At 38.1% G+C, this 21,224-nt stretch carries 22 protein-coding genes; 13 read left to right on the forward strand and 9 right to left on the reverse strand.

Features of this window, described 5'->3' with window-relative positions; all coding sequences use genetic code 11:
- Positions 1-32: 32 nt before the first annotated feature.
- Genes QZ413_RS04875 through QZ413_RS04885 form a run of 3 tightly spaced genes read left to right on the forward strand, consistent with a single transcriptional unit; the run spans position 33 to position 3,398 of the window.
- A complete protein-coding gene (locus QZ413_RS04875) occupies positions 33-1,457 on the forward strand; it encodes a sucrose-6-phosphate hydrolase (RefSeq protein WP_297077095.1) in 1,425 nt (474 codons plus the stop codon).
- Positions 1,458-1,470: 13 nt separating this feature from the next.
- Positions 1,471-2,343, forward strand: a complete 873-nt coding sequence (gene scrK, locus QZ413_RS04880) for a fructokinase ScrK (protein ID WP_297077097.1) — start codon at positions 1,471-1,473, stop codon at positions 2,341-2,343.
- Between the two features lie 56 nt (positions 2,344-2,399).
- Positions 2,400-3,398, forward strand: coding sequence for a LacI family DNA-binding transcriptional regulator (locus QZ413_RS04885; protein WP_297077101.1), 999 nt, complete (start codon positions 2,400-2,402; stop codon positions 3,396-3,398).
- Here QZ413_RS04885 and QZ413_RS04890 read toward each other — a convergent pair.
- Positions 3,395-3,850: an Lrp/AsnC family transcriptional regulator gene (locus QZ413_RS04890; protein ID WP_297077102.1), complete on the reverse strand. Its 456-nt coding sequence runs from the start codon at positions 3,848-3,850 to the stop codon at positions 3,395-3,397. The two genes, QZ413_RS04885 and QZ413_RS04890, sit on opposite strands and share 4 nt — an antisense overlap.
- Positions 3,851-4,002: 152 nt before the next feature.
- Between QZ413_RS04890 and QZ413_RS04895 the strand changes: the two genes are divergently transcribed.
- Positions 4,003-5,352: an aspartate ammonia-lyase gene (locus QZ413_RS04895; RefSeq protein WP_297077104.1), complete on the forward strand. Its 1,350-nt coding sequence runs from the start codon at positions 4,003-4,005 to the stop codon at positions 5,350-5,352.
- A gap of 84 nt (positions 5,353-5,436) precedes the next feature.
- The gene (locus tag QZ413_RS04900) at positions 5,437-6,837 is read left to right on the forward strand and encodes an MFS transporter (RefSeq protein ID WP_297077107.1); all 1,401 of its coding nucleotides are present in this window, start codon (positions 5,437-5,439) and stop codon (positions 6,835-6,837) included.
- Positions 6,838-6,969: 132 nt separating this feature from the next.
- Here QZ413_RS04900 and QZ413_RS04905 read toward each other — a convergent pair whose 3' ends face one another.
- The 3 genes from QZ413_RS04905 to QZ413_RS04915 form a co-directional block, all read right to left on the reverse strand.
- Positions 6,970-7,224 (reverse strand): hypothetical protein, encoded by a 255-nt coding sequence (locus tag QZ413_RS04905; protein ID WP_297077109.1) that lies wholly within the window; start codon positions 7,222-7,224, stop codon positions 6,970-6,972.
- 72 nt (positions 7,225-7,296) lie between these two features.
- A complete protein-coding gene (locus tag QZ413_RS04910) occupies positions 7,297-7,479 on the reverse strand; it encodes a hypothetical protein (RefSeq protein WP_297077110.1) in 183 nt (60 codons plus the stop codon).
- A complete protein-coding gene (locus tag QZ413_RS04915) occupies positions 7,476-8,672 on the reverse strand; it encodes an MFS transporter (protein WP_297077112.1) in 1,197 nt (398 codons plus the stop codon). Before QZ413_RS04915 ends, QZ413_RS04910 begins: the two co-directional genes overlap by 4 nt.
- 203 nt (positions 8,673-8,875) lie before the next feature.
- Between QZ413_RS04915 and QZ413_RS04920 the strand changes: the two genes are divergently transcribed.
- Positions 8,876-9,532, forward strand: a complete 657-nt coding sequence (locus tag QZ413_RS04920; protein ID WP_297077114.1) for a Crp/Fnr family transcriptional regulator — start codon at positions 8,876-8,878, stop codon at positions 9,530-9,532.
- A gap of 145 nt (positions 9,533-9,677) precedes the next feature.
- On the opposite strand, the gene QZ413_RS04925 is transcribed toward QZ413_RS04920, so the two are convergent.
- The gene (locus tag QZ413_RS04925) at positions 9,678-10,778 is read right to left on the reverse strand and encodes an FAD-dependent oxidoreductase (protein WP_297077116.1); all 1,101 of its coding nucleotides are present in this window, start codon (positions 10,776-10,778) and stop codon (positions 9,678-9,680) included.
- A 153-nt stretch (positions 10,779-10,931) separates the two neighbouring features.
- Between QZ413_RS04925 and QZ413_RS04930 the strand changes: the two genes are divergently transcribed.
- Positions 10,932-11,873, forward strand: coding sequence for a glycosyltransferase family 2 protein (locus tag QZ413_RS04930; RefSeq protein ID WP_297077118.1), 942 nt, complete (start codon positions 10,932-10,934; stop codon positions 11,871-11,873).
- A gap of 12 nt (positions 11,874-11,885) precedes the next feature.
- Here QZ413_RS04930 and rnhC read toward each other — a convergent pair whose 3' ends face one another.
- On the reverse strand, positions 11,886-12,812 hold the full coding sequence (rnhC, locus tag QZ413_RS04935) for a ribonuclease HIII (protein ID WP_297077120.1): 927 nt from the start codon (positions 12,810-12,812) through the stop codon (positions 11,886-11,888).
- Between the two features lie 125 nt (positions 12,813-12,937).
- On the opposite strand from rnhC, the gene zapA reads away from it, so the two are divergent.
- The 5 genes from zapA (at position 12,938) to uvrC (ending at position 18,625) form a co-directional block, all read left to right on the forward strand.
- Entirely contained in the window at positions 12,938-13,378 is a 441-nt protein-coding gene (zapA, locus tag QZ413_RS04940; protein ID WP_297077122.1) for a cell division protein ZapA, read from the forward strand.
- Between the two features lie 15 nt (positions 13,379-13,393).
- Entirely contained in the window at positions 13,394-13,939 is a 546-nt protein-coding gene (locus QZ413_RS04945) for a CvpA family protein (protein ID WP_297077123.1), read from the forward strand.
- 81 nt (positions 13,940-14,020) lie between these two features.
- Entirely contained in the window at positions 14,021-16,384 is a 2,364-nt protein-coding gene (locus QZ413_RS04950; RefSeq protein ID WP_297077125.1) for an endonuclease MutS2, read from the forward strand.
- A 74-nt stretch (positions 16,385-16,458) separates the two neighbouring features.
- On the forward strand, positions 16,459-16,773 hold the full coding sequence (trxA, locus tag QZ413_RS04955; protein ID WP_297077126.1) for a thioredoxin: 315 nt from the start codon (positions 16,459-16,461) through the stop codon (positions 16,771-16,773).
- Positions 16,774-16,837: 64 nt separating this feature from the next.
- On the forward strand, positions 16,838-18,625 hold the full coding sequence (gene uvrC / locus QZ413_RS04960) for an excinuclease ABC subunit UvrC (RefSeq protein ID WP_297077128.1): 1,788 nt from the start codon (positions 16,838-16,840) through the stop codon (positions 18,623-18,625).
- 16 nt (positions 18,626-18,641) lie between these two features.
- On the opposite strand, the gene QZ413_RS04965 is transcribed toward uvrC, so the two are convergent.
- Entirely contained in the window at positions 18,642-19,367 is a 726-nt protein-coding gene (locus QZ413_RS04965) for a gamma-glutamyl-gamma-aminobutyrate hydrolase family protein (protein WP_297077130.1), read from the reverse strand.
- A 52-nt stretch (positions 19,368-19,419) separates the two neighbouring features.
- The gene (locus QZ413_RS04970; protein ID WP_297077132.1) at positions 19,420-19,794 is read right to left on the reverse strand and encodes a VOC family protein; all 375 of its coding nucleotides are present in this window, start codon (positions 19,792-19,794) and stop codon (positions 19,420-19,422) included.
- A gap of 136 nt (positions 19,795-19,930) precedes the next feature.
- On the opposite strand from QZ413_RS04970, the gene QZ413_RS04975 reads away from it, so the two are divergent.
- A complete protein-coding gene (locus tag QZ413_RS04975) occupies positions 19,931-20,374 on the forward strand; it encodes an NUDIX hydrolase (RefSeq protein ID WP_297077133.1) in 444 nt (147 codons plus the stop codon).
- A 37-nt stretch (positions 20,375-20,411) separates the two neighbouring features.
- On the opposite strand, the gene yidA is transcribed toward QZ413_RS04975, so the two are convergent.
- Positions 20,412-21,221: a sugar-phosphatase gene (gene yidA / locus QZ413_RS04980; protein ID WP_297077135.1), complete on the reverse strand. Its 810-nt coding sequence runs from the start codon at positions 21,219-21,221 to the stop codon at positions 20,412-20,414.
- Positions 21,222-21,224 lie beyond the last annotated feature (3 nt).

Below are 21,224 nucleotides of genomic sequence, written 5' to 3' on the forward strand. Positions count from 1 at the left end.
ATACAGATTAGATAAAGAAAGAAGGAATTGAAATGGAAAAAGAATTTATTAAAGTAAATAATGAACGCTATCGTTTAGGCTATCATGTGATGGCAAGTAATGGATGGATCAATGATCCAAACGGGTTCGTTTATTTTCAAGGGTATTATCATATTTTTTATCAACATCATCCTTACAGTGCCAAATGGGGCCCAATGCATTGGGGACATGCGAGAAGTAAAGATCTCGTTCACTGGGAAACGTTACCGATCGCACTAACACCAGGGGATGTGGAAGATCAAGATGGTTGTTTTTCTGGTAGCGCGATCGTAAAAGATGATACGCTTTACTTATTTTATACAGGACATCACTATTATGGAGATAACGATCCTGATCATTTCTGGCAAAATCAAAATATGGCCTACAGTAAAGATGGAATTCATTTTACAAAATACGAACACAATCCAGTGATTGCAAAAGAACCTGCAGATAATACGCATCATTTTCGTGATCCTAAAGTTTGGGAACAAAATGGTGTTTATTACATGATCCTAGGGAGTCAAGAAAACGATGGACTAGGCCGCGTAATTGTCTATCGTTCTAAAGATTTACTAAATTGGGATTATGTTGGTCCAATGACGAAAGCAAAAAGTTTAGCTAAAGAAGGATTTATGTGGGAGTGCCCAGACTTTTTTGAATTAGATGGTTCAGCTGTTTTATTATTATCGCCACAAGGAATCGAAGCATGCGGGAAAGAATATTTGAATCTTTTTCAAACAGGCTACTTTGTAGGAACGTTGAATGAATCTGACATGACATATACACATAAAGAATTTAAAGAATTGGACCGTGGTCATGATTTTTATGCGACACAAACTACACAAGCTCCTGACGGTCGTCGTCTAGTATTTGGTTGGATGGATATGTGGGAAAGCGACATGCCAGAGCAAGCAGATGGCTGGGCGGGTGCATTGACGTTACCGCGTGAACTGTCTTTAAAAAATGGACATCTGTATATGAAACCAGCACGTGAATTAATTGCTTTGCGTCAAGAACAAGAAAGTGATACCGTTCAAACTGTCGAGACAAAACTAGAAATCGCTTCAGCATTAAGACATCATGAATTAGTATTTGACTTTGAACAGATGGCTGCAAACACAGCTTGGACGTTATCTTTTGAAACAAATATAGCCCAAGTGATCACGCTTAGTTATGAACCAAAAAATCGTGAATTAATTTTACGTAGAAACGACAATAACGAAGCCCGATATGGTACAATCCAAGAGGAGAAAGTTTTCTCATGTCAAGTATTTATCGACACAAGTTCGATTGAGATTTTCCTCAATGATGGTGAAACGGTATTTACTGAGCGTTATTATTCTGAAGTGCCATTAGCATGTCGTTTGACTGTGGATCAAAAAACGACGATTGCGCATACAGTGTACGCTTTGGAAAGTGAGGCTATTACGTATATCTAAGGAGGGTTCCATTTTGTTAATTGGAAGTATTGAAGCAGGCGGTACAAAGTTCGTTTGTGCAGTAGGCGATGAAGACTATCGTGTGAAAGATCAGGTGACGATCCCAACTACGACACCTGAAGAAACGATTGCGAAAACAATCGACTATTTTAAACAATTCGACATCGAGGCATTAGGAGTAGCATCTTTTGGCCCAATCGAAATTCGTAAGCACTCACCAAAATATGGGTATATTACGACAACACCGAAAAAAGGCTGGCAAGATACCGATTTGCTAGGTCAGTTGGAACGATCATTAGGTGTTCCAGCAGCATTTACTACAGATGTAAACGGATCAGCATATGGGGAATACATCATGTCGACATTGACAAATGAAAAAATCGACTCGGTTGTCTACTATACTGTCGGAACAGGAGTTGGTGGTGGTGCAGTGATTGAAGGTCGTCTTTTAGGCGATGCAGGTCATCCAGAAATGGGACATACGTTTGTAAAACGCCATCCAGAAGATCTAAATTTTGACGGTATCTGTCCGTATCATGGGGATTGTTTAGAAGGCCTAGTTGCTGGACCAACCTTTGAAGCACGTTTAGGTCAAAAAGGCGAAACCGTACCCTTAACTGATCCAGTTTGGGATATCTTAGCATATTATTTAGCTCAAGCAGTGATTCAGGCAACACTGATTACACGTCCAGATAAAATCGTTTTTGGTGGTAGCGTGGTCAATGACGTGTTGTTGACTAAGATCCGTGAAAAAACAGCTGAAATGCTAAACGATTACGTTGAATTGCCTCCATTAGAAAAATACATTACACGTCCTCTGATCCAAAATAATGGATCTGCAACTTTAGGAAACTTTGCATTAGGACTACGTTTGTTACAAGAATAAGCGATTGCCCCGTGATGCCTTTGTGTATGACGGGGATTTTTTTAAGGAGTGACAGCATGCGACCAAAACTAGAAGATGTAGCAAAATTAGCAAATGTATCAAAAACGACGGTATCTAGAGTCTTAAACAAACGAGGCTATTTAAGTCAAGAAACCATTGAAAAAGTCGAAGCGGCGATGCAAGAATTAAATTACCAACCTAACGTGGTAGCAAGACAACTTTACAATAAAAAAACCAATTTGATCGGCTTGATTTTTCCGACCGTAGCCAACCCATTTTTTGGAGAATTAGTTGCTATTTTAGAAAATGAGCTCTATCAAAGAGGGTATAAGGTCATTATTGGCAACTCGATGAATAATCGTCAAAAAGAAACAGATTATCTAAATCAATTACTGAACGAACAAGTAGATGGTTTAATTGTAGGGGCACATAATCAAGGAATTGAGGAGTATCGATACGAACATTTACCGATTGTAGCGATCGATCGTGTGATGAACCAAGATATTCCGATCATTGAATCAGATAATTATTTAGGTGGTCAAAAAGCAACTGAATTACTGATCAAACAAGGTGCTAAAGTGATTTTACATACGAATGGTCCAGCTGATTTAGATACGCCGGCAATGCGTCGACGTCAAGCGTATGAAGCGACGATGAAAGCTCACGGGTTGAAACCCGAAACGATTATTGTCGATTTCAATATTTCCTATGAAGAAAAGCAAACTATTTTTCAACGTTTATTTGAGGAACATCCAACGGTTGAAGCGATTTTTGCATCAAATGATGTCGATGCGATGATGATCTATCAGATTGCCCAGCAAAAACACTACCGTGTGCCAGAAGACTTGCTGATCGTAGGTTATGATGGGACTACGTTAATGCGCACGTTATTTCCTGAGCTTGCGACGATTGTTCAACCGATAAAAATGATGGCGCTACAAGCAATCGAGGTACTCGAACAACGGTTGAACAAACAACCGACCGAAAATGAATATATTTGCCCAGTGACTGTGCATCATGGCAAAACTGGAACAAAAAAAGAGACGAGCACTTAATCAAGTTGCTCGTCTCTTTTTTTGAATGTAAAACCACGAGAAGGTAGTGGGGTTGAGAAGACGATCTGCGTATTCGTTCGACCAAAACTTTGGATACGGTTAATAAAATGATCCAATGCTGAAGTCGTTGGAAAGACGACTTTTAAGAGCATAGAATAGGGACCAGTCACGCAATCACATTCCAAAATATTGGGAATATCTTGAATATAGGTATAGAATTGTGGTTTTTGTTGTGGCTCAACAGATATTTGAACATAGGCTTTGATCGCTAGATTTGTTTGTTCGTAATCTAAAGAAGCGTGATAGCCGGTAATCACTTGTTGCTCTTCTAGCTGTTTGATTCGTTGTGAGATGGCCGGACCACTAATAAATAAGCGTTCGCTCAAATGCTTGATCGAGCTACGTCCGTCTTGTTGCAATAAAGTCAGTAATTGATAATCTAAGTGATCCATGGCTTTCCTCTTTTCTGGATTTAGGGTATTTTTCTTTGATAAAAAACAAGTAAGCGATTGCGAACTTTGATAATGAATGAAGTCAGCCAATCACCTTACACTAATTCCTGATTTATGATAGTTTATCATATAAATAGCGAGGGGGAAAAAAGATGATGCGTATTGAAGAAGATAGTTTAGGACAAGTGTTGCTCCATGAAGATTCTTACGAGGGGATCCATACGTATCGTGCAAAAGAAAATTTTACAATCAGTTCATCGACAGTCGATTCTAAAATGCTACAGGCCATGATTTTGATCAAATCTGCAGCAGCGAGTGCGAATGGTCGAGCAGAGGTGATTGATCCTAAAAAAGTGACAGCGATCAAACAAGCTGCGTGCGATTTATTGGACCATACGATTCTATTAGATTGCAAACTTGATGCCATCCAAGGTGGGGCGGGAACGTCTACAAATATGTATATCAATGAGGTCTTAGCAAATCGTGGCTTGGAATATTTAGGTCATCATAAGGGAGAATATCAATTTCTTGATCCACTAGATGATGTCAACCGTAGCCAATCAACGAATGATGTTTATCCAAGCTCTGGGAAAATCGCAGTTTATTTATACATGATGGAATTAGATACGGTTTTAGAAACGCTGATCGAAGCATTTCATAAAAAATCACAAGAATACGCGACCGCTCAAAAAATGGGGCGTACTCAGTTACAAGATGCTGTGCCTACGACTTTTGGGACAACATTTTCAGCATTTGCGACGAGTTTACTACGTTGTCAAAAACGGTTATACGCTAGTCGAAAAGAAATCACACGTCTAAACTTAGGAGGAACTGCGATTGGTACGGGTGTGAATGCTAGTCCGATTTATCAACAAGCTGTTTATGAAGAACTTAATCACTTGTTGCCATTTACAGTCTATCCGGCTGATCACTTAGTCGATGCAACGCAACACATTGATCAATTCGTGCAGATCTCAAGTAGTTTAAAAGCTTTAGCCGTAGCCTTATCAAAGATTGCACATGATCTTCGTTTAATGGCTAGCGGTCCGCGTAGTGGCTTAGGTGAGATTCAGCTACCGAAACGTCAAGCAGGTTCTTCGATCATGCCTGGAAAAGTGAATCCCGTCATTCCTGAAGTCGTCCAACAAGTGGCATTTCAAGTTATGGGCAGTGATCTGACGATTACATTAGCTGCGCAATCTGGTGAATTGGAATTGAATCCATTTGAGCCCATTTTATTTCATCATTTATTTCTTTCGCTAAAGAGCTTGACTCAAGTTTGTCATGTATTTCAAACAAAGTGTGTGGAAGGGATTATCGTAAATGAAACGCATTGTCAGCAACAAGTCGAGCAAGGCGTGAGCTTAGCTACACGTTTGACACCATTGATTGGGTATCAAAAAGCAAGCGAACTCGTTTCAAAAGCCTTACAAGAAAATCAACCGATCGAAACCTTTTTAAGCGAAGAAGTGATCTTGAAATTAGAAAAAGCACATAACTAAAACTATTGTCACATCACTAAAATTCTTTTGCGATTCATCTTTTTATCCGTCATAATAAGATGGATAGGAAAAGGAGCGAAAGTTGTGAAAGAATTAAAACAAAATATCTGGATTTTACTGACGATTTGCGTATTTATTTTTATGTCAACTTTAGATTCAAGTATTGTCAATATTGCCTTGCCTACGATTAGTCGAGAACTTTCAATTCCATTAACTCAAAGTGAGTGGGTGGTATCAAGTTATTTGCTGACGATTTGTTGTACGTTACTGATTTTCGGTAAACTTGGAGACATGCTAGGAAAGACTACTGTGTATAAAGTAGGGGGGATTATTTTTATTGTAGGTTCACTTTGCTGTGGACTGAGCCAAAACCTACTGATGCTCGTTGCCTCACGTATCTTACAAGCATTAGGTTCAGGAATGATCATGAGCAATAGTAACGGGATCATTACCGAAACGTTTCCAAAACAACAGCGTGGTCGAGCGTTAGGGATCTTAGCCGCTTTTGTCTCGTTAGGTGCGATCACAGGACCTGGTTTAGGCGGACTGTTGTTGAGTCAATGGAATTGGAATGCGATTTTTTTGATTAATGTGCCGATTGGCTTGATTGGGATAGCTTTTGGCTATCGTATTTTACCACGCAGCACACACCGTCAAAAACAACGTTTGGATTATATTGGGATGGGACTATTAGCTGGGTTGATCTTGACCTTTTATGCGGGAATCCAATTATTAACAAGTGCGGTTATGTTGAGTGGCTGTTTGTTTATCGGGACGATCATCTGCTTTATTGCGTTTTATTATTGGGAAAAGCAAGTATCAAATCCTTTAGTTGAACTCTCTTTATTCAAAAATGAATTATTCGATGAAAGTCTATTAAGCGCTCTATTCGTATTTATCTGTGCCTTTTTTTTCACGATGATCATGCCATTTTACTTACAAGAGATCAAAGGATTTTCGACCAGTCAAGCAGGGTTGATCATGATGGTATTTCCAATTGTCCAAGTAATCTTAGCCCCAGTGGCAGGATATTTGGCAGATCGTTTTAATAAACGTGTGCTGACGATTATTGGATTGGCATTATTGACTTGTGGCCAAGTGACCTATCTATTTTGGCAAGTCACTAGTCCATTAAGTGTCATTATTCCATCTATTATTTTATCGTCAACTGGAAATTCATTATTTCAAGCTCCAAATAATACGATTATTATGAATGCTGTCGAAAAACGGTTCTTAGGAATCGCAGGTGCATTAAATGCACTTTCAAGAAACCTAGGAATGGTATTAGGTGTCGGATTGTCTACGACGATTTTAACACTAGCTGTCCATGCTTTTGCAAACAAGCCGATTGCTAGTTTGACCAGTGATAAAGGTGCATTTGTCAATGGCATGCACGTGACTTTTGCTGTGTCGACTGTGTTATGTTTTAGTGCATTTGTATTTATTTTGACGATGACACTAAAAAAACGTTTTGTTAAAAAATGATATAACAGCAAACTGTCATATAAGCTAATAAAAAGTGGTCTAAAAAATAAGCCGCATCATTACCGAAATAGGTGAACCTACTATCGGGATGATGTGGCTTATTTTTTAGGGTTACTTCTGTCACCGTCTTTTTTAGTCTAATTTATCTAAATATTTATCTAAATGTTCCAATTCTTTTTCTTCATATTTGTCGTATTTTCCAGCTTCATGAAGAATTTTCTTGATTTCATGTAAGGCTTTCTTTTCAGCGTACCATTTTTTGATTTCGTGTTTCTTGGCATCGTCTTCTTCTAACGAATCCAATTTGGTCAATTCATCTTCCAATTTCAATACCGCATTTGCGATATGGTCAAGTACGTGATCTTCTTTTTTCTCATAATCTGTCATGCAAAACACTCCAATCTTCTTTTTTATTACTATAGCGCTTTCTTTTAGATAAAGCAACGAATATCCATTGCTCTATCCCATAATATTATCATTTAAAATAGCCAATTTGATCGATCGTAGTTCGTGATCGACTAGGGTGTGCTCTTTTTGCAAATTTGCATTGATCGTTCTGATTTGATGGATCTCTTCATGTAATGCATGGATCTCATGTGTAAGTGTAGTCAATAATAGCATCATTTCTTCATTTTGGTTCATAAGACAGTTTCCTTTCTTTCTTGAAATACAGGATGATAAAACAAACGATAAATGATAGCGATAATAACGGGAATCAAGGCACATAATAAATATAACCCTTGATAAGACAACACCGAATGCAATATCCCTAAAATGTAAGGGCCAACGCCTAAGCCTAGATCAAGTCCAATGAAGTAAGTAGAAAGTGCGATTCCGATTTTTGATAAGTCGACTGATTTCAAACAGACAGCTTGACCATTAGACATAAAAGTACCATATCCCAAACCAATACACGCACCAGACACTAAAAGCATCCAACTAGTTGTCGTAAAAGCTAATAAACCTAATCCTAGCGTCAAGAAAATAAAACTAGGATACATCACAGAATCGACACCTTTAGCATCAAACAATCGGCCAGTCATCGGACGAGTAAACGTTACGGCTAGCGCATATACGACAAAGAAAAAAGCACTAGCGGAAATTAAATTCAATTCTGTTGCATAAGTAGATAAAAACGTTAAGACACTAGAATAAGCTAAACCGATAAAAAAGGCGATCGTTGAGATAAACAATACTTTTTTTTCAATCAACCGATCCCAAGTCCAACCGGTGAGCGCAGCTTTTTCTTTTGGCGATAACGTGATATTTTTTACGGGGAAGGTAAAGCATAAAATCAACGTGAGAAGCGATAATAAAATGGCCACCCAAATAATAAAACGAAAACCAAAAAGCGGCAGTAAGAGCATGCCAATAAACGGCCCAACAGCAGCGGCTAAACTTGTACTCAATCCATAATAATTGATGCCTTCACCATGTTTACTCTCAGGAATATAGCTTGTCACGATCGCATTTGCAGCAGTGGATACCATACCATAAGCAAATCCGTTTAGAAACCGTACCCCATCAAGTAACAAGACAGTTGACGAGAATAAATAGCCAATCGTGGTAAGCACATAAAGCAAAGCGCCTAGCCGTAAAATCAATTTACGACCAGTTAATTCGAGCGTTTTTCCGATATAAAGTCGCGCGACTAGTGTCCCGATAATAAAGATACCCGTAGCCAATCCCGCTTGTGCGCTTGAAGCATTTAATTCTTGGCTGGCAAATTGAGCCGTAATTACTACAAAACAGTAGTAAATCAAAAAGACAATAAAATTAATTAGGGTGATCAACATAAATCCCTTATTAAATAAATGTGAACTACTTTCTTCCATCATCATCCATCCTTTGTTTATATTTTGGAATGTGTTTACTATAATGAAATTTTCAGAAACAAACATGCGATTTTGTGTATGATCGAATCTATTGAATAAGATCACTACCAAAAAACAGTAACAAATGGTATTGTTTTTTTAGTCAAACTCTTGTTAACTAGGAGTAGCAAAAACACTCAGTAAAGATTTTAGGGGGAAAAAGAGTGAAAAAGGCAGTTTTAGAAGACTATTTGAAGCAACATGAATTTTTACTTGTTCAAAAAAAGAAAAAACACTACCTTACTTACGAAGGGATCAAGGATCGCTATGTCTACATCTTAAAAGAAGGCATCGTGAAAACAAGTATGATTTCAAAAGAGGGTAGGGAGTTTAATTTAAAATACATCAATGACATGGAAATCGTTTCTTTATTTAAAGATGAGTATTCACCTTTAGTGGAAGCACCGTTTAATATTCGTGTCGAATCAGCTGAGGCAACGTTGTATAAGATTGAGCGTGAACAATTTTGGCGTGATGTCAATCAAGATCTAGCACTACAACAATATGTCAAAGAATACTATCGGGTCTATTTGATGTATACTATGAAAAAAATGCAACAGATGTTGATGAATGGTAAATTTGGCGCGATTTGTGCAGAGTTAGAAGAGTTGTGCGAACAATTTGGCGTTCAAACTCCTGAAGGGACATTAATTGATTTTGAAGTGACGAATGAGGAAATCGCACGTTTTTGTGGGATCACTTCTGCTAGTAGTGTCAATCGAATGATGCAAAAGTTACGACAAGAGCACATTATCAAAAGTGTCGAACGAAAAATTTTGATTCTAGATCGAACTTTACTACAAGCAAATATTCCCTATTAAAATGAGATTGTGACAAAAGTGGGCAGCTCTAAAAAAACAAGCCACATCATTACAGATAATAGATTCAACTATTTTCTGTAATGATGCGGCTTATTTAAGAAGGAACGACTGCTGTCACACTCTATGAATAGGCTAAAAGGATTTTCTAGCTTTTAGTGATATAGGTATCTAGTGGTTTTTGATATCGAGTCAAATCAAGTGATTGCCCCTGAATTTTTTGAGCCAGTAAGTAGCCGATCAATGGTCCTGTCGTTAGACCAGAAGAGCCAAGGCCACTAGCTACAAAGATTTCTTCATGAGGAAGCTGATCGAAAAATGGTGCAAAATCTGATGTGTATGCACGTGTGCCGACTTGATAGCGATACGGGGTGTTAAACAGACCTTCAGGAGAGCTTAAAAAACGAGCAATCGATTGTGTCAAGTTTGTAAAAGCCTCGCTCGTTGGCGTAAGATCGTACTTCGCATCATTTTCATGAGTCGCCCCCAGTAAGATTTTTCCATTTGCCAAAGGAATCAAATCCGCTTCACCGTCCAATAATGCTACAGGAAGATGTTTAGTTGCTAAATCCGTTTCAAAGACAATCAATTGCCCTTTTTGCGGGCGAATATCTACGTGATACTCTAAAGGTGCTAATAATTCTTTGACTCTAGGTCCACTAGTTAAACAAATCAACTCGACCGTAGACGTCGTTGTATCGGTCATCACCTGATAGCCAGTAGTATTTTTTTTAAAGTGAGCTTTTTGCTGAATGATCTTTCCACCATTGGCTTCAATCTGACGGTAAAGATGAATCAATAGAGCGTGTCCATTTAATTTGGCGCCACCTGAGATCATTAAAGCCGCTTGTGCATTTAGGAGCGGAAAAATAGTTGAAACGCGCGTTGGATCAAGTAAGGTGATATCTCCGATTTCTGGCGCTTCTTTCCGCCTTGTTTGTGCAAGTTCAGCGAGTGATTCGAGTTTGTCTTTTGGGCGCACCAATAAAGCCCCAGTTTGATGATAGATCGTTTCATCTAGTGCTAAATCGTGCACGAATTTTGCATAAAAAGCAGCACCATCTTTCGCTAAAGAATACCATTTTTTGTTGCGTCTTTTTGAAAGCCAAGGCGCAATAATTCCGGCACTAGCTTTTGTCGCTTGTCCGATACCTTCATCATATACTTCTACTGCATAGTTGGCTTTCGTTAAATAATAAGCTGTCACCGCACCGATGATTCCGCCACCGATAATTGCGATTTTTTTCATATTGTCCACTCCTTTTTCATGAAAAGCATGCCATATTTTAAGAAAGCTGTCAAAATTGTCTAAAAGAAAGACAATGGAACTACTAGAAACTTTGAAAAGATGATATGATAGCACTAGTTTAGTAAATTGAATGAATGAGAAAGGATTCGACGAATGAAATTATCAATTGTAGTTCCGTGTTATAATGAGCAAGAGAGTTTGCCATTATTTTATGAAGCGGTTGAAGAGGTCGTAAATCAGATGCCGATCGAACCTGAATATATTTTTGTAAATGATGGTTCTTCTGATCAAACATTAAAAGAATTGAAAAGATTACATCAGCTTGATCCAGCTAGGGTCCACTATATCGATTTTTCACGTAATTTTGGTAAAGAAGCTGCGATTTATGCAGGTCTTCAAGCTTCAACAGGCGATTTGGTCACATTGATGGATGCAGACTTACAAGATCCACCATCTTTATTACCAGAAATGTATCGTTTGATTACAACAGAAGGCTACGACTGTGTCGGTACTAGACGAGCAGATCGTGAAGGCGAACCAGCATTGAGAAGTTTTTTTGCTAAAAGTTTTTATAAGATTATCAATAAGATCTCGCAGACTGAAATGGTCGATGGTGCACGTGATTTTCGTTTGATGACACGTCAAATGATCAATGCGATTTTAGAAATGTCTGAATACAATCGTTTTTCAAAAGGAATTTTTAGCTGGGTAGGCTTTAAAACAACGTATTTAGCTTATGAGAACCAAGAACGAGTGGCAGGGAGTACTTCATGGTCATTTTGGCAATTGTTAAGCTATTCATTTGAGGGAATCATTAATTTTTCGAATTTTCCATTGCAATTGTCTGCAATCGGTGGTGTGATTTCGTGTATTATCGCGATCGTTATGATGATTGGAATTGTCATTCGTACGTTGATTTTTGGCGACCCAACTTCCGGATGGCCTTCAATGGTCTCGATCATTTTATTTTTAGGTGGTATTCAATTATTTTTCATGGGGATTTTAGGACAATATATTGGAAAAATCTACTTAGAAGTCAAACGACGTCCAGTTTATCTTGTTCGTGAAACTGATTTAGAAACAAACAAAAAGTAGAGAATTCGTTCTCTACTTTTTGTTTTGTGCTTGCTGTATGGCTTTTTGTGTATTTGCGAAATGTAATTTAGCGAAATATCTGAGTGCATCGATCCCTTTTGTTTTTATAATCCTAGCTGCGACATCATCTGATGCTTTTCCAGCACCAGAAGGCAAAGTAATGTTTGCTTGTGTCGATAATTCTGCTAGTGTTGTTAAAAATGTCGCACGGCAAATAATCGAAGCACTGGCTACAGCAAGGTGATATTGTTCACCTTTTGTTACAAAATACAATGGGAGATTAGCTTGTTTTTTTTCTGAAGCAAGATACTTACGATAGGTTTGTTCTGGAGTAAATTGATCGATCAATGCTCCTTTAGCTTCGGGCACTTTGTTTTCTAATAAAGCGATCGCTTGGTTATGCAAGGCGACTTTCATTCGTACAGCATTGTATTTGGGTTGGATTTGATTGTATTTTTCTGGTAATACTACAAGTTCTTGGTGCAAAAGAAATGCTTTTAATTTTGGTGCGAGCGCTAAAATTTGTGCATCCGTTAATAGCTTAGAATCTTTTACTCCCCATTGTTTCAATGTGTCAAACTGTTCAGGTCCAACAAAAGTTGCGCATACGACTAAGGGGCCAAAGTAGCTTCCGTTTCCAACTTCATCACTGCCGATCAATGGGAGCGTCGCAAGATTTTTAGGCAGCGTAGCAGTGGATGTGGTATTGGTTTTTTTGGCTTTTTTTTCAGGTAGTTCAGACTTCCAACGCTTGGCTTCAATTTGTGCATGTTGGCCTTGAAACATGACTTTGTTAGAAGTATATACTGTGATGGTGGTGTGATTGTATTTTGCACTAAACGTCACATATTGTGCTTTTGTCGTTGTTTTGCTGGCCTGATAATAGTCGATTAAAGCTGTGATTTCAGACGGGGTTAATTTTAAGACTATCGTTTCCAAAAGGATCACTCGTTTCTTAATTATTAGGAAATATTACTGTAAAAAAACTCCTTTATCTATTATAATAGATAACAGTTGTAGAATGGTATCCTTTTTTTTGGGTACTTTAGGAGGAAGTTAACAAAATGGCGATTCAAAAAAAGCGTTATAAAGCGGTCATTGATCATCAATCCTATACGATCATTGGGACACAAAGTACCAAACACATGGATTTAGTTACATCAATAGTCAATGAACAATTAACCGAATTGCATCGTTTATCGCCACAATTAGATAAAGAGCAAGCGGCAATTTTGATGGCGATCAATGCGGTATCCGATCAATTGACTAAACAAGAAAAAATCTTGCGTCTAACGAATCAAGTAGAAGAGTTAAAACAGACTGCTATTAAAGCAGTGGAACTAGAAAATCGTTTAAAACGAATCGAAGCGATCGAACAAGAAGCACGTCAAGTGTTAGAAAAGAATGGTAAAAAAGATCCCGTCATTCAAAATCATTTAGAGGCACAAAGCATTTTAAATGAAGAGCGTAAACGCTCAATCAAAGAAAAATCTTCTCAGGGATGATAGAAAGGATAACTGATGTTAGGAGTACTTTTTTTATTAATTTGTCTATTTTCATTTTACAATGGTGCTAGACGAGGCGTTGCGTTACAACTGATTCACTTAGTAGGCTTTAGTATTTCCTTTATGATTGCCTTAAGCAAATATAAGGACCTTGGAAAACATATTGAACTGTACGTACCGTATATGTCAGTCACTCCTGATTCATCGTTTGCTTTTTATTCTATGGAACAAGGATTTGAACTGGGGCACGCCTACTATGCAGCCGTCGCCTTTTTCGGTCTTTTGTTTTTCGGTTGGCTGATTACAAAATTTATTGCCATTTTCTTTTTGAAATTGCGCGAATTTACATTATTAAACCGCTATGACTGGATCGTCTCTGGCATACTCAACGTACTGATGATCTATGTCTTGTTCTTTGGTTTATTATACATTCTCTCATTTGTACCGTTAGCGTTTATCCAACAATGGTTTGCAAAAGGTGAACTAGGATATGGCATTGTAAAACATACTCCGATACTCTCGAAATGGTTTTATCAATTATTGATTACCAATATTATATAAAATGGACCAATTGAAAAGGCAGGACGTTGATAAACGACTGCTTTTTTATATAATCGCAATTTAACTATAGAAGGTGAACATATGAATTCACGTATATTAGACGTGTTAGAATTCGATCAAGTAAAAAAACAATTGGTTTCTTACTTGGTTACAGATCAAGGAAAAAAAACATTAGCCAAGCTATTTCCGCTGACTAATCAAAAAAAGATTGCCCAACGCTTAGCAGAGACTAGCGACGCGTTAACGCTTCAACGCTTACGTGGCGGGATCCCGATCTCCAAATTAGAAAATATCGATCCACATTTAAAACGTATTCAAATTGGTGCGGATCTAAATGGTGTAGAACTAGCTCAAGTGACACGTGTGTTAAGTACGACTAGTGAAGTGACGCGCTTTTTCGAAGAACTGATGGAACTAGAGATCGAATTAGAACGAGCATATGCGTTTCATCATGAACTGGTCGTATTACCTGAATTAACCAAGCGCCTCAAAATAGCCATTGAAGATGATGGACGTGTGACCGATGATGCCTCGGAAGAATTACGCCAAACTAGACAAACGATTCGCCGCAATGAAAAAGTGATTCGTGAGACTTTAGATGGCTTGATCCGTGGAAATAATACAAAATATCTAAGTGATGCGATCGTGACGATTCGAAATGAACGTTACGTGATTCCAGTCAAACAAGAGTACCGAGGTGTTTTTGGTGGAGTCGTTCATGATCAAAGTGCTTCTGGTCAAACGCTATTTGTGGAACCAAAACAAATCGTCTCACTAAACAATAAATTACGACAAGCGCAGTTGGCTGAGAAAAATGAAATCTTACGGATTCTTGCGGAATTATCTGCAGAATTGGTTCCGTATCAAAAAGAGATCCATCACAATGCTTACGTATTAGGTCAATTTGATTTTATGAATGCTAAAGCGCAGTACGCAAAACAATTGAAAGCGACTATTCCAACGATCAGTCAAGCAAACGAAGTCGCATTTTTAAGTGCGCGTCATCCTTTGATCGACCAAACCCAAGTCGTACCTAATGATATTTTGATTGGTAAAGACTATCAAGCTGTCGTGATCACAGGGCCAAATACCGGTGGGAAAACGATCACACTAAAAACATTGGGATTATTGCAACTGATGGGACAATCTGGTTTAGCACTACCTGTAGCTGCTGAAAGTCAAATGGGGATTTTTGAACAGATCTTTGCAGATATCGGTGATGAGCAGTCGATCGAACAAAGCTTGTCGACATTTTCTTCACATATGACCAATATCGTATCCATCATTGATCAAGTAGATGAACACAGCTTAGTATTATTTGATGAATTGGGAGCAGGAACCGATCCTCAAGAAGGAGCAGCTTTAGCGATTTCGATTTTGGATGCGATTGGTGCAAAAAATGCGTATGTAATGGCGACGACACACTATCCAGAATTAAAAGTTTACGGCTATAATCGTGCGCAAACAATCAATGCGTCGATGGAATTTGACGTCGACACACTCAGTCCGACGTATCGTTTATTGATCGGCGTACCTGGTCGAAGTAACGCGTTTGAGATTTCAAAACGCTTAGGGTTACCAAATGAGATTATTGACCAAGCCCATCAAATCCTAGATGGAGAGAGTCAAGATCTAAATGAGATGATTGCTGATCTAGAAGAACGACGCAAAATGGCGGAAATCGAGTATACTCAATTGCGTGATGAGGTTAAAGAAGCAGATCGTTTGAAAAAAGAACTGGCCGATGCTACAGCTTATTTTTATGCAGAACGTGACGCTCAAATTGAAGAAGCGAAAAAAGAAGCCAATCGAATCGTAAAAGAAGCTCAAGAAGAATCGGACAAACTGATCCGTCAGTTGCGCAAGATGCAACTAGAAGGGAAAAATCAAGTTATCAAAGAACATCAATTGATCGATGCGAAAACGCAGATGAATCAACTGCAACACGCCGAAGTGTTACAGAAAAATAAAGTATTAAAAAAAGCAAAAGCTGCTAAAACATTAAAAGTAGGCGATGAAGTCAAAGTAACGTCTTATGGACAACGCGGTGAATTGATCAAATCGTTAGGCAAAGGTCAATGGCAAGTGCAAATGGGAATCTTGAAGATGACGATCGATGAAGAAGATATCGAAGTCTTGCAACAAGAAAAAAGTGCGAAACCACGCACTGTTCATACGGTACAAAATAGTCAACAAGCACACGTTTCACCTCAACTCGACTTAAGAGGAAAACGCTATGAAGAAGCTTTGAATGAAGTCGATCAGTATCTTGATGCGGCTATCTTAGCCAATTATCCGCAAGTGACGATCGTTCACGGTAAAGGTACAGGAGCATTACGCCAAGGAATCGTAAATTATTTACAAAATCATCGTAGTGTAAAAAGTTTTGGCTTTGCACCAAATAATCAAGGTGGAAATGGTGCAACCATCGTCATCTTCAAATAACACTAAGCAAGTTAGTGTTAGAAAAAAAAAAGCGGTGTTATAATAGGTATATAAACTTGATGGGGGTAATTTACATGGCAAACAATATTACAGATGCAACATTTGCACAAGAAACAGATAAAGGATTAGTTTTGATTGATTTTTGGGCAACTTGGTGTGGTCCTTGCCGTATGCAAGCACCGATTTTAGATCAATTATCAGCTGAATACGATGAAGATACACTAAAAATCGTGAAGATGGATGTAGATGAAAATCCAGAAACACCATCATCATTTGGGATCATGAGTATTCCAACACTCCTACTTAAAAAAGACGGTCAAGTCGTTGAAAAACTTGTTGGTGTTCACACTAAAGATCAATTAGAAGCAGTCATTGCAGCACATCAATAAGCATAAAAGATACTGATGAATCAATCGGTATCTTTTTTTGTCGAATTTGGAAAGGAAGAAGTCGATGAACGAACGGATTCAACATAAACTCGCCTTGCTTCCCGATCAACCTGGATGTTATTTGATGAAAGATAAAAATGGAACGATTATTTATGTTGGAAAAGCCAAAATCTTAAAAAATCGAGTCCGTTCTTATTTTACGGGAAGCCATAATACGAAAACGGAACGATTGGTAAGTGAAATCGAGGATTTTGAATACATCATTACCGAATCGGATATTGAAGCATTGGTATTAGAAATCAATCTGATTCAACAAAATGATCCAAAATACAATATTATGTTAAAAGATGATAAATCGTATCCATTTATCAAAGTGACCAATGAACGCTATCCAAGACTACTGATTACCAGAAAAGTAATGAAGGATAAAGCATCTTATTTTGGACCATATCCTGATGTACGGGCTGCAAATGAGACCAAAAAGCTATTGGATCGTTTATTTCCATTGCGAAAATGTAAAGTGTTACCAAAAGAAGTTTGCTTGTATTACCATATGGGTCAATGTTTGGCACCTTGTGTTTTTGATGTCCCTAAAGATACTTATACGCAAATGACAGCAGAAATCAGAAGGTTTTTAAATGGAGGACACACTTCGATCCAAAAAGAATTGGAACAGAAAATGCACCAAGCGGCAGAAAAAATGGAATTTGAACAAGCAAGTGAATACCGTGATCAAATCCAAGCGATCGATACGATTATGACCAAACAAAAAATGACGCAAACGGATCTATTGGATCGAGATGTATTTGGGTATGGGATTGAAAATGGTTGGATGTGTGTACAGGTCTTTTTCGTGCGCCAAGGAAAAGTTATTGAACGAGATGTTTCGATGTTTCCATTTTATAATGAAGCAGAAGAAGATTTTTTGACGTTCATCGGTCAATTTTATCAAGAAAATCACCATTTTATTCCACGTGAAGTACTGATTCCCGATACGATCGATCAAATGAGTGTCGAAGCGATCGTTGACACACGAATTACACAGCCTAAGCGTGGTGAAAAGAAAAAATTAGTCGAACTAGCCAATAAAAATGCACGGGTTTCGTTAACTGAAAAATTTGAGCTGATCCAACGTAAAAATGAACGTACGATCGGAGCAATCGAAAAATTAGGTCAAGCAATGAATATTCCAACACCGATTCGGATTGAGGCATTTGATAACTCAAATATCATGGGAACTGACCCAGTTTCTGCAATGGTCGTATTTGTAGATGGGAAGCCATTAAAAAAAGAATACCGTAAATATAAGATCAAAACAGTGAAAGGTCCCGATGATTATGCATCGATGCGTGAAGTGATCTATCGTCGTTATTCTCGTGTTATCAAAGACCAATTGCCATTTCCAGATCTGATCATCATCGATGGAGGGAAAGGGCAAGTCGATGTGGCACGTGATGTTTTGGAAAACCAATTAGGAATCGATATTCCAATCGCAGGATTAGCTAAAAACGATCAACATAAAACCAGTGAATTATTATTTGGTCCAAACTTAGATACGATTGATTTGGCGCGAAATTCTGCGGAGTTCTTTTTATTGCAGCGGATTCAAGATGAAGTCCATCGTTTTGCGATTACGTTTCATCGTCAGTTGCGCAGTAAAAATAGCTTTGCGTCAAAACTAGATGGAATCAGTGGCTTAGGTCCAAAGCGTAAGCAAGAGTTATTGAAAGAATTTAAATCACTGAAGAAAATCGAAGCAGCAACAATTGAAGAATTACAAGCTAAAGGACTACCTCGTAAAGTAGCAGAAAATACGTATCAAGCATTGCACAAAAATACACCACAGGAATAATCTGTGGTGTATTTTTTTATTTGAATGTTTCTACTAGATAGGTAAAAAACTGTTGATCCGTGGGACTGGTTTTAAAACCTTGTTCAGGATGCCATTGTACTCCTAAAATACAAGAGTCTTCGATCACACCTTCAATTGCTTCTACCGCACCATCTGTGGCACGCGCAGTTACTTTAAAATCGGGTGCGATTTGACTTATAGCCTGATGATGATACGAGTTCACTGCAACTGTTTTTGGTAAAAACTCTGCTAAATAGCTATTTGGTTCAATTGTGATATCATGTGTCGTTTCACTCAATGGAACAGGTGATTGCACATGTGCTAACGTCAAAGTAGGTTCAAGTGATAGATCTTGAATCATGGTTCCGCCAAATGCGATATTTAACAATTGCATCCCACGACAAACACCAGCGATCGGTTTTTTTTGACGAACAGCTTCTTTGATCAAGGCAAGTTCAAACGCATCACGTTCTTTAAATAGCTCGCCAAGTTTTTCGTGTGGTTCCTGATTATATAAACTTGGATCGACATCTTGGCCACCAGCAAGGAGGAGCACATCGATTAATTCGATATAGGCTTTTGCTTGTTCAGGTTTTCCTAAAGGTAAGATAATAGGTAGACCACCTGCATTAGTGACACCTTCGACAAATTCTTTTGGGGTATAAGAAAAAGTATATTCATTTTGATCTTCTGGATTGATGGCTTTACGCTCATTTCCAGCAATTCCGATTTTACGTATCATAAAGACTCCTTAAAAAAAGTTGACGCTTTTTAGCGTCAACTCGATATGTTGATTATTTTGTACGAACAACTTCGATTTTATAGCCATCTGGATCTACTACAAAATAGTAAGATGGGGGTGTTCCTGGTAATCCTTTAAGATCAGTTACATTAAATCCTGCTGCTTTATGTTTATCATGTAAAGCTGCAACATCTTCAGTAGCGATAGCAATATGACCATAGCCATTTCCTAAATCATAAGCTTCATGATCATAATTATAGGTTAATTCCAACTCATAGTCATCACCAGGTAAAGTCAAGTAAACTAACGTGAATTTTGCATCTGGAAAATCACGACGACGGCTTTCTTCAAAGCCGAAAGCTTCCGTATAAAATGCTAATGATGCTTCTAAATCTTTTACGCGTACACAAGTATGTGCCATTTTCATAAAAAGATTCCTCCATTCTTTTCATTGATAAATACATAATAACATAACATATAAAAATCATACATTACTTTGTTTAGTTTAGACTTGTGTCAAAAGAAAAAACACGCTACACTTCTTTTAAAAGGAGCGAATGTGAATGAATAAACAACCTGTGTTTGGAAAAAAAGAAGCAGATAAAGTATACAAAGAACGTAAAGGGGCATATGTTGTCATTTCGCGAGAAACAAAACAAGAAATCATTTTGGTTCAGGCACCAAATGGGGCTTATTTTTTACCTGGTGGAGAAATTGAACAAAATGAAACGCATCACGAAACGATCGCAAGAGAAATGTTAGAAGAAGTCGGATTTGAAGTCGAAATCGGAGAATATCTTGGTGAAGCGATCGAGTACTTTTACTCTAGTCATCGCGATACGTACTATGAACATCCAGGTTATTTCTATGTTGTAGATGCATTTGAAAAAGTCGCTGAACCTACAGAAACGACAAATAATCTTTTGTGGACAACACCAGAAGAGGCGATGTTGTTATTGAAACGTGGAAGTCATCGCTGGGCTGTTCAAAAGTGGATGAAATCATAAAAAAGAGGTTGTGACAGAAATCTGTCACAGCCTCTTTTTAGATAGCATACGTATAAATGGCATGGGCTACACCGTGTTCATTGTTCGTCTTTGTGACTACGGTTGCATGGTTTTTAACATTTTCAGTAGCATTTCCCATAGCAACACCAGTTCCAGCATATTTGATCATCTCTAAATCATTCTCATTATCGCCGATTGCCATAACTTCTTCACTAGTTAAATGCAAGTGAGTCGCTAGCTGATGGACAGCGGCTCCTTTATTAACTTTTTTATTTAAGATTTCTAAAAAGAAAGGAGTGCTTTTCACTACTGTAAAGCGCTCATGCATAAATGCAGGTAGGTTTTGTTCGACTTGTGCCAGCTTTTTGGGATCATCGATCATCATCATTTTGATAATCGATAGATCAGGAGTCATTTCTTCAGGCGTACGATAGCGAATCGGCATTTGCACCAAGTATGCTTCGTGAACAGTATAAGGGCTGATATCCCGGTTTGCTGTATAGATGTGCTCTTCTGTTTCAGTATGCAGATGAACATCTAGTCGTCTTGCGGTCATTTCGATATCCAGAAAATCTTCGTGAGTTAAACCATGTAACGAAATTTTTTCTTTGGTGTGTGCATTTTGAATGTTCGAGCCGTTGTAACTGATCACAAAATCATCTTCTTTGTCTAATCCTAGTTCTTCAACCAAAGGCAATACACCGATGATCGGACGACCTGTACACAAGACGATTTTAATCCCTCTTGCTTGGGCTTCATTGAGTGCTGCTTTTACTTCCTCAGTTACTTGGTGTTGATCGTTTAATAAAGTACCATCGATATCAATGGCGATTAATTTGATTGACATAGT

The sequence above is a fragment of the uncultured Enterococcus sp. genome (genome assembly GCF_913775425.1).
Taxonomy (GTDB): domain Bacteria; phylum Bacillota; class Bacilli; order Lactobacillales; family Enterococcaceae; genus Enterococcus_G.